This window comes from Stenotrophomonas sp. Ps181 (assembly GCF_025697425.1).
GTDB classification, from domain to species: domain Bacteria; phylum Pseudomonadota; class Gammaproteobacteria; order Xanthomonadales; family Xanthomonadaceae; genus Stenotrophomonas; species Stenotrophomonas sepilia.
Window position 1 is genome coordinate 390,740 of record NZ_JAHWBI010000005.1, and the last position, 14,496, is coordinate 405,235.

The following is a 14,496-nucleotide window of genomic DNA, read 5'->3' on the forward strand; positions in this document are numbered from 1 at the left end:
CGGCGCTATGCTGGTGGGCCATTCCCGCCGTAGCCGGAGCCTCGCGTGAGCACCCCGATCCAGGACATTCCCCTCACCACCATCGACGGCCAGCCGTCCTCGCTTGCCGACTACCAGGGCAAGGTGCTGCTGCTGGTCAACGTCGCCTCCAAGTGCGGCCTGACCCCGCAGTACGAAGGCCTGCAGGCGCTGTATGCGGAAAAGCATGCGCAGGGCCTGGAAGTGCTGGGCTTCCCCGCCAACAACTTCCTTGGCCAGGAGCCGGGCAGCGAGGCCGAGATCCAGCAGTTCTGCCAGCTCACCTACGATGTCAGTTTCCCGATGTTCTCCAAGATCAGCGTGGCTGGCGAGGACACCCACCCGCTGTACCAGCAGCTGACTGCCGCGCAGCCGCAGTCGATCGGCGAAGGCCCGCTGCGCGAGCGCCTGGCCAGCAAGGAGATCCCGATCCATCCGGCACCGGCAGTGCTGTGGAACTTCGAGAAGTTCCTGGTCGGCCGCGATGGCAAGGTGGTTGCACGCTTTGCCCCGGACGTGGCGGCCGATGACGTGCGCCTGCGTGACGCCATCGAGGCCGCGCTGGTGGCCTGAGCAAAGCGTGCCAATCCAGGTTGGCACCTGCCGGAAAAGAAAAACCCCGCCGAGGCGGGGTTTTTTCATGCACGGGTTGCAGCGATCAGTTGCTCCAGTTCGGCATCGGCATCGCATCCACGGGGATCGGCGAATTGGCATCATCATGGCCGCGGTCGCGCTTGCTGCGCAGATCGTTCTCGATCTGGTAGTTGCGGCGCTGCATCCACGCATCGCGCACCAGCGAGTACTCGTCCACGGCGGTGTCGCGCAGATCGTCGATCGCCAGCAGCTGCGCGCGGGTATCGACCAGCTGCAGGCCCTGCAGGCCGATGCGGACCTTGTCCTCTTCGATTCGGCGGATCGGCGACAACGGGATGTCACCGGCCAGGCCGAAGACATCGCGCACGGTACGCGGGCCGAAGAACGGCAGTTCCACGTAGCGCGAACGACGCCAGCCCCAGGCACCCAGGGTCTGGCCGAAATCTTCATTGCGACGCGGCACCATCGCCTTGCTGGCCGGATCGAACAGGCCACCGATGCCCAGCGTGCTGTTCATCAGGAAGCGGCCGAGGCTGTCCCACGCATCGGCACCGCGGCCCTGCAGCAGCTGGTTGGTGATGGTCACCGGCGCACGCAGGTTGCTGAAGAAGTTGCTGACGCCGGTACGCGCGAAGCGCGGCACCACATGGGTATAGGCGGTGGCCAGCGGGCGGGCCACACCGCGGTCGACCGCATTGTTGAACTTGTGGACCTTGCGGTTGAACGGTTCCCACGGATCGTAGGCCGCCGCACTGCCGGTGTTGCCGGTGCCACCATACAGGGCGTCGAAATCATCGTCGCTGGCGGCGGAGGATGCTGCGGTCTTCGGTGGGCTGGCCTCTGCGCCCTGCGGCGCAGCTGTCGGCGCCGCAGCGGCAGGCGTCGCCGGGTTGGCCACGGAAGCAACCGGAGCAGTACCGACCACGCCGGTATCGGCCGTTGCGGCCGGCGCTTCGGCAGCAGGGCCGGCCGCGACCACGGTGCTGGCGACCGGTGCGTCGCTGCGCGCGGGCTTGCCGGCACAGGCGGTCAGGGCGGTGGCCAGGAGGATCAGGGGGAAAGTGCGTACGACGTTCATGTCAGCTCGCAGCAGAAGTAGCGTTGAAGTCCAGGTCGGGCGACAGCCGGTAGGCTGCGCTCAGCTCGTTGAAGCCGGCCGGCGCGCCGGAAATGGCCAGCGCATGGCCCGCCTTGCGTGCCCGGGAGGCCAGTTCGGCCAGCAGGGCCAGGCCGGCGCTGTCCACGCGCTCGACCTCACCCAGCTCCAGCCGCGCCAGCTTGGCTGGCAGGGCCTGCAGTTGCGGCCACAGTGCAATCACCGCGGCACGGTCGAGCACCCCGCGCAGGCGCAGGGTGTCGCCTTCCAGCAGCGCCAGTGCGTTACTTGCCATTGCCCGCCGGCCCGGCCTGCATGCTGCCGCTGCGCAGCTCGCTGGCCACCTGCTTGATGCCCTTCTGGCGCAAGGGAGTATCGAACTGGTTGCGGAAGGTCTGCACGTAGGAAATGCCTTCGATGTTGACGTCGAAGATCTTCCACTGGCCGTTCACGTTGCGCATCCAGTACTCGACCGGGGTCGGTTCGTTGCCGGCGCGCACCAGTTCAGTGCTGACGCGCACGCCACGGTTGCCCGGCAGCGGGCTTTCACCCTTCAGGCGGAAGCTCGGCTTGCCCTGGATGTTGAGCAGGGTCGAACCATAGCGCTGCATCAGGCTGTCGGCCATCGCATCGGCGAACAGCTTGATGTCGGCGTCGGAGGCGCCGCGTGCGTGCGGGCCCAGCACCAGGCGTGCCGCATAGTCGCGGTCGAAGGTGCGGTTCAGTTCGCTGTCGATGTAGCTGCGCAGGCTGGCCGGGTTGCTGCTGAACTCGCTGCGGCGCTGCTGCAGCGTGGTCAGAATGCGCGTGCTGGCGTCGATCACCACCTTGCCGGCCTGGCCCTGCGCTGCGGCAGCGGCGGGGGCGGCCGCCTGGGCCTGGGCAAGGAACGGGGTGGCCATCAGCAGCGCCGAGGCGAGCAGGGCGGGGATCAGTTTCATTTTCATGGTTGCGGTTCCGTTGCAGGCGCCTGCGCGCCATCGTTGGGCTTCTGAGCGGCGCCGCCACCGGCGCCGCCACTGAACATGTACTTGCCAACCAGCTGGATCAGGTCCACCGCCGGCTGGGTGAAGACGATCTCGTCACCGGCCTTCAGCACGTCCGGGTCACCGCCCGGCTGCAGACCGATATAGCTCTCGCCGAGCAAACCACTGGTGAAGATGCCCGCCGAGGTGTCCGCCGGCAGGTCCTTGACCTTGCTGTCCATGCGCAGGGTCACGATGGATTCGAACTTCACCGGATCCAGGTCGATGGAGGCGACCTGGCCGACGGTGACGCCGCCGATCTTCACCGGCGCCTGCTTGCGCAGCTGGCCGACCTGGGAGAAGCGCGCCTTCAGCTCGTAGCCCTGGCTGCCCCAGCTCCAGCGCTGGTTGGTCGAGGCCACGGCCAGCACCATCAGCGAGGCCAGGGCCAGCAGCAGGAATGCGCCGACGGAGAATTCGAGTCTGGGACCGCGGATGGCCATGTGGATTACCTGATCGAGTCGTGGTGGCCGCGCGCGCATGCGCACCGCCGGTGGAGGGGTTAGGTGAACAACATTGCCGACAGCACGAAGTTGAACATCAGCACCAGCAGCGAGGCATTGACCACCGCACGGGTGGTCGCCACCGAGGTGCCCTCGATGGTCGGCTCGGCGTGGAAACCAACATAGGCGGCGACCAGCGCTGCGGTGCCGCCGAAGATCGCCGACTTCAGCATCGCCACGCCGAAGTCATCCCAGAAATCGACGCTGTTGCGCAGTGCCGACCAGAACACGCCATTGTCCAGGCCCAGCACGTGCACCGCTTCGAAGTAGCTGGCGCTGATCGCCAGCGAGCAGAAGATGCCGGTCAGCAGCGGCACGGTCAGCACCGCCGCCCAGAAGCGCGGCGCGACGGCTTTGGCCACCGGGTCGATCGCCATCAGCTCCAGTGCCTTGATCTGATCGGTGGCGCGCATCAGGCCCAGTTCGGCGGCGATCGAGCTGCCGGCGCGGCCGATGAACAGCAGCGCGGTCAGCACCGGCGCCAGTTCCCGGTACAGCGACAGGCCGAGCAGGGTCGACAGCGCGTCGGCCGCACCGAAGGTGGTCAGCGTGCGGTAGCCCTGCAGGGTCAGCACCAGGCCGACGAAGGCACCACCGACGGCGATGATCGGCAGCGAGCGTGCGCCGATCTTGTAGATCTCGCGGGTCAGCTCGGCCAGGAAATCACGGGTCGGCAGCGAACCACGCAGCACGGTCAGCGAGAACAGGCCGGCGCGACCCAGCGAGCGGGTGGCTTGGACGAACGGCATCAGGCGACCCTCGCGCGCGGCGCGGCATCGAACGGAATGGGGCCATCGGGCTGGCCGTGCAGGAACTGCCGCAGCAGCGGGTCCTGGCTGGACTGCAGCGCCTCGGGCGTGCCCTGGAACACGATGCCGCCATTGGCGATGGCGATCACCTGGTCGCAGATCGGCAGGGTCTCGTGCACGTGGTGGCTGACGATGATGCTGGTCAGCCCCAGGCTGTGGTTGAGGCGCTGGATCAGGCTCATGATCACGCCGGAGGCGATCGGGTCCAACCCGGTCAGCGGCTCGTCGTAGATCATCAGTGGCGGATCCAGTGCCAGCGCGCGGGCCAGCGCCACGCGGCGCGCCATGCCGCCGGACAGTTCGCGCGGCCAGGCATCGGCAGCGGCCAGCAGACCCACGGCGTGCAGCTTCATTTCCACCAGGCGGCGCAGCACGGCGGTCGGCAGGCGGGTATGCGTGCGCAGCGGCAGCGCGACGTTTTCGGCGACGGTCAGATCGGTCAGCAGGCCGTTGCCCTGCAGCAGCACACCCACGCTCTTGCGCATTTCCAGCAGCGCGCCGCTGTCATGCGGAATCGGCTTGCCGAACAGGGTGACCTCGCCGGCGACCGGACGCAGTTCGCCGGTCAGTGCCGCCAGCAGAGTCGACTTGCCACTGCCGGACGGGCCCAGCACGGCAGTGATGCTGCCCTTGGGCACCTGCAGCGACACGTCACGCAGGATCGTGCGCCCGCTCCGGTCGATGCGGACGTTGGATAACTGCACCAGACTGGAGGTGGAAGCCGACATGGGCACCATTAACGTTTTTTAGACATCGAAGGATCGGGCCCATCGGCTGAACATAAGCAGACTGGACGGTCCAGTATTGTGGCACGGCAAGACCCTTGCCAGGCCGGGACAATCGGCCGGCGGCGCGGAACAATCCGTACCGGCGATGGGCGGGCCATTGAATACTGCCTGCCGTGCTGCACACTGTGCATGATGAGTGACCCGGGCAGCGATTTCCGCCTCTACCATTCCAACTCCCTGGACGTGCTGGCTGCGCTGCTGGCGCGCAACGTGCGTGTGCCGGTTCCGGGCCAGCCGCTGCTCGCGCCGGAGGTGGTGCTGATCCCGCAGGTGGCGATGCGGCGTTGGCTGCAAGCGACACTCGCTGCCGAATATGGCGTGGCCGCCAACCTCGAGTTCCTGACCCCGGGCGAGTTCGTTGCCCGTGCACTCAATGCCAATGTGCCGGGCGAACACGACGACCTGGACGCGGCGGGCCTGCACTGGAAGCTGTACCAGGCACTGCGCGACCCGGCGCTGCTGGCGCAGCCACCGATGCGCGCGCTGCAGTCCTATCTTGCCGGCGGCGACGCCCTGAAGCCGTGGGCACTGGCCGGTGAACTGGCGTCGGTGTTCGAGAAGTACCAGGCCTGGCGCCGCGACTGGTTGCTGCGCTGGGAGGCCGGCGCCGACCCGGCCGACCCGCAGGCGATCCTGTGGCGCACCATCGCCCATGGCCGCGACTACCGCGCGCGCCGCATCCAGGCGTACCTGGATCGCTTCGAGGGCGCCGGCCAGCCGCTGCCGCAGGGCCTGCCGCCGCGCATGTCCGCGTTCGCAACGCTCAACATCTCGCCCGATGTGCTGCGGGTGATGGCCACCCAGGCGCGGGTGGGCGAGCTGCACTTCTATATGCCCACCCCGGTGCAGTCGTACTGGGGTGACCTGCAGACGCTGGCCGAGCGCCTGCGCAGCGGCGCGCCCGATCCCTTCGGTGAAGCGGCCGGTGAGAACCGCCTGCTGGAAGCCTGGGGTGCGGCCGGCCGCGACTTCATGGCGGTGCTGGGCAGCTACGAGGTGGTGCACCCGGCCGGCGAGATTGCCGCGTATTCGGATCCGGAAGAAGACACCCGGCCGACCCTGGACGAAGGCGGCCTGTCCGACAGCCTGCTGCATCGCCTGCAGCGCGATCTGTTCCACCGTCGCGCAGTGCCCTCGGGCGAGCTGCGTGATGGGCTGCGCAGCGACGACCCCAGCCTGCAGGTGCATGCCTGCCACACCCGGCTGCGCGAGCTGCAGGTGCTGCACGACCAGCTCAGAAGCCTGTTGCAGGACCCGCGCTTCGACCCACCGCTGCAGGCGCGCGAGATCGCGGTGCTTGCACCGGACATCGATCCCTATGTGCCGTACCTGGAAGCGGTGTTCGGCGGCCGCGGCGGCGAGGAGGAGCACATTCCCTACGCGCTGGCCGACAGCAGCCCGCTCGCGGGCGAGCCGCTGGCCGATGTGTTCGTGCACCTGCTGGGCCTGCCGGTGTCGCGCTTTGGCCTGAATGAAGTGCTGGACCTGCTGGCCAGCGCGCCGCTGGCCGAAGCGGCCGGGCTGGAGGCAGTGGACTTCGATCGCCTGCATGGCTGGCTGCAGCAGGCTGGCGCACGTTGGGGCCTGGATGCGAAGCACCGCAACCAGCACCAGGCACCGGCCGACGACGCCTACACCTGGCAGTTCGCACTGGACCGCCTGGTGCTCGGTCACGCCACCGGCAGCGAGGCGGACCTGGCCGGCGTGGCTCCGTGGATCGAGCTGGAGGGCGGCGCGCTGGAAGCACTGGACCGGCTGCTGCGGCTGCTGCGCGTGCTGGCGGTCTACCAGCGTCGCCTCGGCGAGCTGCTGACCCCGGCGCAGTGGCGGCAACGGCTGCTGTCGCTGCTGGACGCGCTGCTGCCGACCGCGCCCAGCTCGCCCAACAGCCAGCGTGCCCTCGAGCGCCTGCGCAAGCTGCTGAATCAGTTCGCCGACGATGCCGCCAAGGCCGGGTTCGAAGACGGTGTGCCGCCTGAGGCGGTGCGTTCGCACTTCGCCGGCGTACTGGGCGAGGCCGATACGCGCGCGCCGCTGCTGACCGGTGGCATCAGTTTCGGCCGCATGGTGCCGATGCGCCTGCTGCCGTTCCGGGTGATCTGCGTGCTCGGTCTCAATGATGGCGATTTCCCGCGTCGCGACCCAGCTGCCGGTCTCAACCAGCTCACCGCCGAGCTGGACACGCCACGCCGCCGCCCGGGCGATCGCTCCACCCGCGAAGACGACCGCTTCCTGTTCCTGCAGCTGTTCGCCGCCGCGCAGGAGGTGTTCTACCTCAGCTACCTCGGCGCCGATCCACGCGATGGCAGCGTGCGTGAGCCGTCGGTGCTGGTCAGTGAACTGATCGATGCCGCCGCCGCGTATCACCTCGATCCGCCTGCGGCGGCCCGCGGCTTTACCGTGCGCCATGCACTGCAGCCGTTCTCACCTGCGGCGTTCGGAGATGGTGATCCACGCCGCTTCAGCTATCGGCGGCAATGGCATCCCGCTGCCGGCCGCCTCACCGGCCAGCGTGGGGGCCTGCAGCCGTGGTTCGATGCCCCTTTGCCGCCGCCGCCCGACGATGCGGTGGAAGGCGAGCTCGCGCTCGACACCCTGCGCCGCTTCCTGTGCGACCCGGCCGGGCAGTTCCTCGCACAGTCGATGGGCCTGCGCCTGGCCGACGATGCCGGGGAAGTTGATGACCTGGAACCGCTGGTGCTGTCATCGCGCGGCCCGGAAAAGCGCAGCGTACAGGCGGCGGTGGTGCGCGCCACGCTCAGCGGCGATACCGAGCCGCTGTACCCGCGGCTGCGCGCGCGTGGCCTGCTGCCGTCCGGTCCATTGGGCCAGCGCCAGTTCGAGGTGGAGCAGTTGAAGACCCGCCCGTATGCCAGTGCGTTGCTGGACTGGATGCAGGGCGAACCACTGGAAAGCCGTCGCTACGAAGTGGAGATCGACGGCGTGCGCCTGCACGGCCGCGTGGCCGATCGGCATCCCGAAGGCCTGGTGCGGCTGCGCGCCGGCACGCTCAATGGCAATGCAGTGATCCGCCAGGGCCTGGACTGGCTGCTGGCCAACGCCGCCGGCGACGCACTGCCCCTTGTGCAGTTCCACGATGGCGGCGACGCCGGTCCCGGCCCGCATGTACTGCCGGCACTGAGCGTGCCTGCTGCACGCGCGGCGCTGCGCGCGCTGCTGCAGTTGCGCCAGCGCGGCCTGCGTGAGCCGCTGCGCTTTGCCCCGTATACCGGCTGGGTGCTGTACAACGCGCCGGCAGAGAAACAGCGCAGCGAGGGCTGGAAGCAGTGGCACGGCAGCGACCGCAGCTGGGGTGAATCCAGCAGCGACGCCTGGCAGCTGCTGCTGCGCGGGGCCGACCCGTTCGCTACCGATGCCGGCTACGCTGACCTGCTGCGCAACAGCCAGCTGGTCTTCAGCGCGGTGCGCGAAGGCCGCGCTCTCGGCACCGAAGCACGCCAGGAGGGCAACGCATGAACACCGCCATCGCCGAAGACGGCCTCGAATCCTTCAGCCGCGATCCCTATCTGGCCCTGCCGCTGGAGGGCATCCGCCTGATCGAAGCCAGCGCCGGTACCGGCAAGACCTTCACCCTGGCCACGCTGTTTACCCGCCTGGTGGTGGAGCAGGGCCTGCGCATCGGACAGATCCTGGCGGTGACCTTCACCGATGCGGCTACCCAGGAACTGCGCAAGCGCATCCGCGAGCGCCTGGCGCTGGCCGCACGCCTGGTCGATCTGGAACCGGTCGAAGGCGAAGCGCCGGACGTGCGGCTGACCCGCGAGGTGCTGCAGCGCCATCTGCAGGGCGGCACCGAGAGCGCCGCCGCACTGAAACGCCGCCTGCAGGTGGCCGCCGACGAGATCGACCTGGCATCCATCTTCACCATCCACGGCTTCTGCACCCGCGTGCTGCGCGAGCACGCGCTGGAAAGCGGCCACACCTTTGATCCGCCGGAACTGCTGGCCAGCGATCGTGAACTGCTGGAGGAGCTCGCGGCCGATCTGTGGCGCGTGCATGCCAATGACCCGGCCACGCTGGAACCGCTGACCTGGCTGTGGTCCACCCCGGACGCACTGGCCGCCGATCTGCGCGCTCTGCTGGCCGCGCCACCGCTGCACCCGTTGCCACAGGCGGTGGCGCTGGCCGATCCACACCCGGCATTGCAGACCACTGCCTCCGAACTGCAGCAGGCGCTGCGCGAGCATGGCGAGCAGTTCTTCATCGACCTCTGCGATGCGGTCGACAACAAATGGATCAACGGCGTGTCCTACAAGCTGGGCTGGCTGCACCCGCTGGGCCGGCAACTGCTGGGCTGGGCCGAGCGCGCAGACCCGCGCGAGCTGCTGACCAGCGAGCGCCTGCCGGCACTGCTGCCGGAGGCGCTGGCGGCCAAGACCAACAAGAAATTCGCCGAGCGCACGCCATCGTCGCCATTGCAGGCGCCGTTGGCCCGCTATGTCGCGCTTCTGGCCGAACGCGATGCCTGGCTGCGTGCCACCGCGTTGAACTTCCTGCACGCGCTTCGCGCCGAAGCCAGACAGCGCCTGCAGGCGCTGAAGCGCACCCGTCGGGTGCAGACCTACGACGATCTGATCGATGGCGTGGCACTGGCCCTGGAAGGCCCGCAGCGGCTGGCACTGGTCAAGCAGCTGCGCGCGCAGTACCGCATCGCGCTGGTCGATGAGTTCCAGGATACCGACGACCGTCAGTGGGGCATTTTCCACACCGTGTTCGGCGATTCACCGGAGGTGCGCGAGCTCGGCCTGGCACCGGCGCTGTTCCTGATCGGCGATCCCAAGCAGGCGATCTACGGTTTCCGCGGCGGTGACATCCACACTTACCTGAAGGCCAAGCGGGCGGCGCAACAGGCGCCGGTGCTTGACCAGAACTTCCGCTCGCGACCGGCCGTGCTGCGCGCGCTGCAGGCGCTGTATGACAACGGTGGCGAAGACGCCTTCCTCGAGCGTGACATCCAGTTCGAGCCGGTGCGGCCCGGTGGCGTGCGCAGCGATGCGGACTACCAGCGCGACGGCCATGCCGCCCCGGCACTCACCCTGCACGTGCTGCGCAGTGGCGGTGACAAGGCGATGAGTGCCGATGCCTCGCGCGAGGCAGCGACCCGCGCCTGTGTGGCGGCGATCCACCAGATCCTGGTCGAGGCGCGCGCCGGCAACGTGGTGCTGCGTGGGCGCCCGGTAGAGCCGGGTGACATCGCGGTGCTGGTGCGTTCGCATCGCGAGGCCACGCTGGTGCAACGCGCGCTGGCTGCGGTCGGCATTCCTGCCGTGGCAGCGGGCAAGCAGAGCCTGTTCGCCACCAGCGAAGCGCGTGATCTCCGTGCACTGCTGCTGGCGTTGCTGCAGCCGGCCGACGAAGGCCGCCTGCGGGCCGCGCTGGCAACGGTCCTGCTCGGCCAGCGTGCCAGTGCGATTGCGGCGATGGAACGCGAGGGCGACCTGCAACGCGGGTTCCAGGCACAGCTGCTGCATTGGCGCGAGCGCTGGCAACGCGGCGGACCGTTCGCAGTGATTGCCGATGTCTGTGCCGCACAGGGTGAACGCCTGCTGGCGCTGATCGATGGCGAGCGCCGCCTGACCAATTACCTGCAGCTGGGTGAACTGCTGCAGGAGGCCTCGGCGCAGGCGCTGGGCATGCATGGCCTGCTGGACTGGCTGCAGGGGCAGATGGCCAGTGCCGACCAGGATGACGAGCAGCAGCTCCTGCGCCTGGAGTCGGATGCGCGCCGCGTGCAGATCATCACCCTGCACAAGAGCAAGGGCCTGGAGTATCCGCTGGTGTTCCTGCCCTTCGTCGGCATCGACGGCGGCGCACCGAACACCGCCTCGCACTGCACGGTCCATGTGGGAGGCCAGCGCCAGCTGCACTGGAAGCTGGGCAAGGACGAGGCCTGGGAAGCGGCCACTGCGCAGCGCGAACGCGAGCAGCGTGCCGAGGATGCGCGCCTGCTGTACGTCGGCCTGACCCGTGCCGAGCACGCGCTGTGGATCGCCGCGGGTGATCTGGCCGGCCTCGGCAGGACGCGGCTGGCACCGCTGCTGGGTGACCTGCAGGCGCTGCGCGCGCATGCCGATGTGTGCATCGATGACAGTGAGGTACCGGCTGCGCTGCCGCAGCTGGCAGCCGAAGTGGAAGGAGATCTTCCGGCGGTGCGTGCACTGACCCGGCGCGTTCCGCACGACTGGTGGGTGTACAGCTTCACCCAGCTGGCCCACGCCGATGCCGGCGCGGGCAGTGACATCGAAGCCGCTGCTACCGCGCTGCCGGCGCCGGCAGCCGACGAACCCACCGGCCCGGAGCTGCCGCTGGAACCGGCACTGCCGGAAGCCGCCGCGGCGGCCGAGGACAGCGCGCCGCTCGACCCGCGTTTCATGGGCAGCCGCTTCGGCAACGTGCTGCACGAGGCAATGGAGAACGTCGACTTCGCCACATGGGCTGACTGGCAACCAGGCCGGGAAGCTCCCGAGGGCCAGGCCGAGGTGCTGCGCAAGGCGCTGCACGATGAGGGCTATGCCGACGTCGATCTGGACGATGGCGTAGCGGTGCTGGTGCCGCTGGTGGGCCACACGCTGACCGTACCGCTGCCCGAAGGCGGTGCGCTGTACAGCCTCGGTGAAGGCGAGCGCCGCGCCGAAATCGACTTCCATTTCGCCATCGAACCAACCACGGTGCCGGCCCTGCTGCAGGTGCTGCATGCGCACGGCGTTTCCAGTGGTCGTCGAGGCTTCGGCCAGCGCCGCCGCCTGGAAGGGCTGATGACCGGCATGATCGACCTGACCTACGTGCGTGATGGTCGGTGGTACGTGCTCGACTACAAGTCCAACCGCCTGCCCGGCTACAGCCCGGATCTTCTGGCCATTGCCATGCGCCACAGCGAATACGATCTGCAGGCGCTGATCTACACCGTGGCCCTGCATCGCTGGCTGCGCTTCCGCCTGGGCGCCGCCTACGACTACGAGCGCGACATGGGCGGCATCCGCTACCTGTTCTGCCGCGGCCTGGATGGCGCGGGCAATGGCGTGCACGTGGATCGTTTCCCGTACGCGCTGGTGGATGCACTCGACGCGCTGTTCGCCGGCGGCGAGCAGGCCCAGGCCCAGCTCGCCGCGCGTGCCCTTGGAGCCAGCGCATGAGCCTGCTGAAGGAGCTGCACCAGAAGGGCCTGCTGCGCACTCTCGATCATGCATTGGCGACCAGCCTGCAGCGGCTGCGCGACGACACGCCCGACAGTGTGGCACTGGCGGCGGCTCTGGCTTCGCTGGCGGTGTCGCAGGGCCACGCCGCGTTCGATCCGGCTCAACCGCAGCGGTTGCTGGAAGGCGTGCCCGAGTGGCCTGCCGCTCAGGACTGGCTGGCACAGTTGCGTGCATCGCCGTGGGTAGCGACGCCGGACCAGGCCGACGCCATCGCCGAGAATGCGCCGCTGGTGCTGGAAAACGGCCTGCTTTACCTGCGCCGCTACCGGGAGTACGAACGGCAGTTGGCCGCCGGGCTGCAGCGCATCGGCCGGCATCCGCTGCCGGCACCGGACATGGCGGCTCTGGCACCGTTGTTCGCGCAGCTGTTCCCGCAGGCATCGGGCAGCGAAGATCACCAGGCCCGTGCCGCCGGCGTGACCCTGCGCCATCCGCTGGCGCTGGTCACCGGCGGCCCCGGCACCGGCAAGACCACGACCATCGCACGCCTGTTGCTGCTTCTGGCCGCGCAGGCCCGGCACGCCGGCCAGCCGCTGCCCGAGGTGGCGCTGGCCGCGCCCACCGGTCGCGCCGCCGAGCGGATGGCAGAGAGCCTGCGGCAGGCCGTGCAGCGCCTGCAGGAGAACGGCGTGGACCCGGCGCTGTGCGCGGCATTGCCCAGTACCGGCACCACCCTGCATCGCCTGCTCGGCGTGATCCCGGATTCGCCGCGCTTCCGCCACCACGCCGACAATCCGCTGCCGGTGGATGTGGTGGTGGTCGACGAAGCGTCGATGATCGATCTGCCGATGATGGCCAAGCTGGTTGACGCGATCGCCAGCGGCACGCGGCTGATCCTGCTCGGTGATCCCGACCAGCTGCCGTCGGTGGAAGCGGGCGACGTGCTCAGTGCGATCCTGCGTGCCAGCGGCGATGGCAACGGCACCCGCGCCGACGACGCGCTGGCGCTGCACGGCCTGCTGGCCCCGGCCACCTTGCAGCCGCAGGCCGCACCACGCGCTTTCGCCGGCCGTCGCGTGCAGCTGCAGCGCGGCTACCGGCAGAGTGATGCGCTGGACCTGGCACCGCTGGCGCATGCCGTGCGCGAAGGCGACAGCGGCACCGCGTTGCAGCTGCTGCGCAGTGCTGAACTGGCCGGCGTGCATTTCCACGAAGGCGAAGCCGATCCACTGCGCGGCCAACGCGAGCACCTGCTGGGCCATTGGCGTGCACTGGCCGAGGCCGCGGATCCGGTAAGTGCCCTGCAGCAGGCCGGTCGCCTGCGCGTGCTGACCGCGCTGCGCGAAGGCCCGCAAGGTGCGCGCGGGCTCAACAGCCGCATCGAACAGCTGCTGGCTGGCAACACCCCGGGCTACTTCCAGGGCCGCCTGCTGCTGGTCACCGAGAACAGCTACCGGCACCGCCTGTTCAACGGTGATATCGGCATCTGCCTGCGCGATGGCAGTGGCGCGATGGTGGCCTGGTTCCCCGGCGACAGCGTCGACCAGCCGCGGGCCTTCCACCCGGCGGCACTACCCGCGCACGAAAGCGCCTTTGCGATGACCGTGCACAAGGCACAGGGTTCGGAGTTCGATGAAGTGTGGTTGCAGCTGCCGCGCCAGGACAGCCGCGTGCTGTCGCGCGAACTGGTCTACACCGGCCTGACCCGTGCCCGCCAGGTCCTGCATGTGGCGGGCAGCGACGACGTGCTGCAGGCAGCGTTGAAGCGCCACGCCAGCCGATTGGGCGGGTTGGCCTGGCGGTTGGGTGCCGAAGATGTGCCCGAACAACCAGCGCGCATCGAACAGCCCACGGTGCAGGGCACGTTGTTCTGAATCGGGGCCGGATCCCGTTCCCATCGGGAACGGGCTCTGACCCCTTCACCTGATCGCCAGGCAGAAGCAGTCGAGCATGGCTCGACTCTACAAAAGCGTACTTCGATCATTCCGACGTTCATCCACGCATGGCGTGGACCCACCCCGCCAACCCACGGATAGCACGCATTTGGCGTTGCTGTTGACGTTGATTCGGCAGGTGCAGGGCGCAGCCCTGCCGCCCCAGTCATTCAGCGATCAATACCAGCCCATCCGGGAACACGATCGCGGCTTCATCAGCACTCACATCGAAAAAGCCCACGCCGTGCTTCTCTGCCAGATCCTGCACGCGCCCGTGCGCGCGCTCGGCCAGCGAATAGGCAAACGCACCGTAGATCACCTGCTGGCCGATGCTGTACTCGGTCACTTCGGCACGGTCGTCATCGTCGTTGCTAAGCGGTCCGTTCATCGGCGGGAATTCCTGCGCCATCTCCGTAAACCACGCCTGCAGCGCCGCGCTGCTGACTGCCGGGTCGTCGTACTCGTGGCGCTCGTTCCACTGCGTCTGCTTTTCGAACCAGGCGATGAATGCCGCCGCCTCACGTGGGGCGGCGCTGGCCTCGAACACCATCATGTCGTAACTCATTGAACCA

At 68.6% G+C, this 14,496-nt stretch carries 10 protein-coding genes and 1 pseudogene; 4 read left to right on the plus strand and 7 right to left on the minus strand.

The window, feature by feature from the left end; all coding sequences use genetic code 11:
• The first annotated feature begins 45 nt into the window (after nt 1–45).
• Nucleotides 46–591: a glutathione peroxidase gene (locus KXV01_RS14335; protein WP_049417173.1), complete on the plus strand. Its 546-nt coding sequence runs from the start codon at nt 46–48 to the stop codon at nt 589–591.
• An 85-nt stretch (nt 592–676) separates the two neighbouring features.
• On the opposite strand, the gene KXV01_RS14340 is transcribed toward KXV01_RS14335, so the two are convergent.
• The 6 genes and pseudogenes from KXV01_RS14340 to KXV01_RS14365 all read right to left on the minus strand — a co-directional run bounded on the left by KXV01_RS14340 (nt 677) and on the right by KXV01_RS14365 (nt 4,773).
• The gene (locus KXV01_RS14340) at nt 677–1,690 is read right to left on the minus strand and encodes a VacJ family lipoprotein (protein WP_099486009.1); all 1,014 of its coding nucleotides are present in this window, start codon (nt 1,688–1,690) and stop codon (nt 677–679) included.
• 1 nt (nt 1,691) lies between these two features.
• Nucleotides 1,692–2,003 carry an STAS domain-containing protein gene (locus KXV01_RS14345; protein WP_049417176.1) on the minus strand — a complete coding sequence of 104 codons (312 nt, stop codon included), beginning with the start codon at nt 2,001–2,003 and terminating at the stop codon, nt 1,692–1,694.
• Nucleotides 1,993–2,655, minus strand: coding sequence for an ABC transporter substrate-binding protein (locus KXV01_RS14350; protein ID WP_049417178.1), 663 nt, complete (start codon nt 2,653–2,655; stop codon nt 1,993–1,995). Before KXV01_RS14350 ends, KXV01_RS14345 begins: the two co-directional genes overlap by 11 nt.
• 56 nt (nt 2,656–2,711) lie before the next feature.
• A pseudogene (mlaD, locus tag KXV01_RS14355) lies at nt 2,712–3,176 on the minus strand (outer membrane lipid asymmetry maintenance protein MlaD); the annotation flags it as partial.
• 59 nt (nt 3,177–3,235) lie between these two features.
• Complete coding sequence (locus tag KXV01_RS14360) at nt 3,236–3,985, minus strand: MlaE family lipid ABC transporter permease subunit (protein WP_005414955.1); 750 nt, start codon at nt 3,983–3,985, stop codon at nt 3,236–3,238.
• Complete coding sequence (locus KXV01_RS14365) at nt 3,985–4,773, minus strand: ATP-binding cassette domain-containing protein (protein WP_014039019.1); 789 nt, start codon at nt 4,771–4,773, stop codon at nt 3,985–3,987. The genes KXV01_RS14360 and KXV01_RS14365 overlap by 1 nt, the downstream gene beginning before the upstream one ends.
• Before the next feature lie 189 nt (nt 4,774–4,962).
• Here KXV01_RS14365 and recC point away from each other — a divergent pair, with 189 nt between their 5' ends.
• From recC to recD, 3 genes are read left to right on the plus strand one after another with little or no spacing between them, the layout of a single operon-like run.
• Nucleotides 4,963–8,310, plus strand: coding sequence for an exodeoxyribonuclease V subunit gamma (gene recC / locus KXV01_RS14370; RefSeq protein WP_111096986.1), 3,348 nt, complete (start codon nt 4,963–4,965; stop codon nt 8,308–8,310).
• Complete coding sequence (recB, locus tag KXV01_RS14375; RefSeq protein WP_263467881.1) at nt 8,307–11,987, plus strand: exodeoxyribonuclease V subunit beta; 3,681 nt, start codon at nt 8,307–8,309, stop codon at nt 11,985–11,987. Before recC ends, recB begins: the two co-directional genes overlap by 4 nt.
• Complete coding sequence (gene recD / locus KXV01_RS14380; RefSeq protein WP_164283806.1) at nt 11,984–13,864, plus strand: exodeoxyribonuclease V subunit alpha; 1,881 nt, start codon at nt 11,984–11,986, stop codon at nt 13,862–13,864. Before recB ends, recD begins: the two co-directional genes overlap by 4 nt.
• A gap of 226 nt (nt 13,865–14,090) precedes the next feature.
• Here the strand turns inward: recD and KXV01_RS14385 are convergent, their stop codons facing one another.
• Nucleotides 14,091–14,489: a hypothetical protein gene (locus KXV01_RS14385; RefSeq protein ID WP_164283808.1), complete on the minus strand. Its 399-nt coding sequence runs from the start codon at nt 14,487–14,489 to the stop codon at nt 14,091–14,093.
• Between the last annotated feature and the right edge of the window lie 7 nt (nt 14,490–14,496).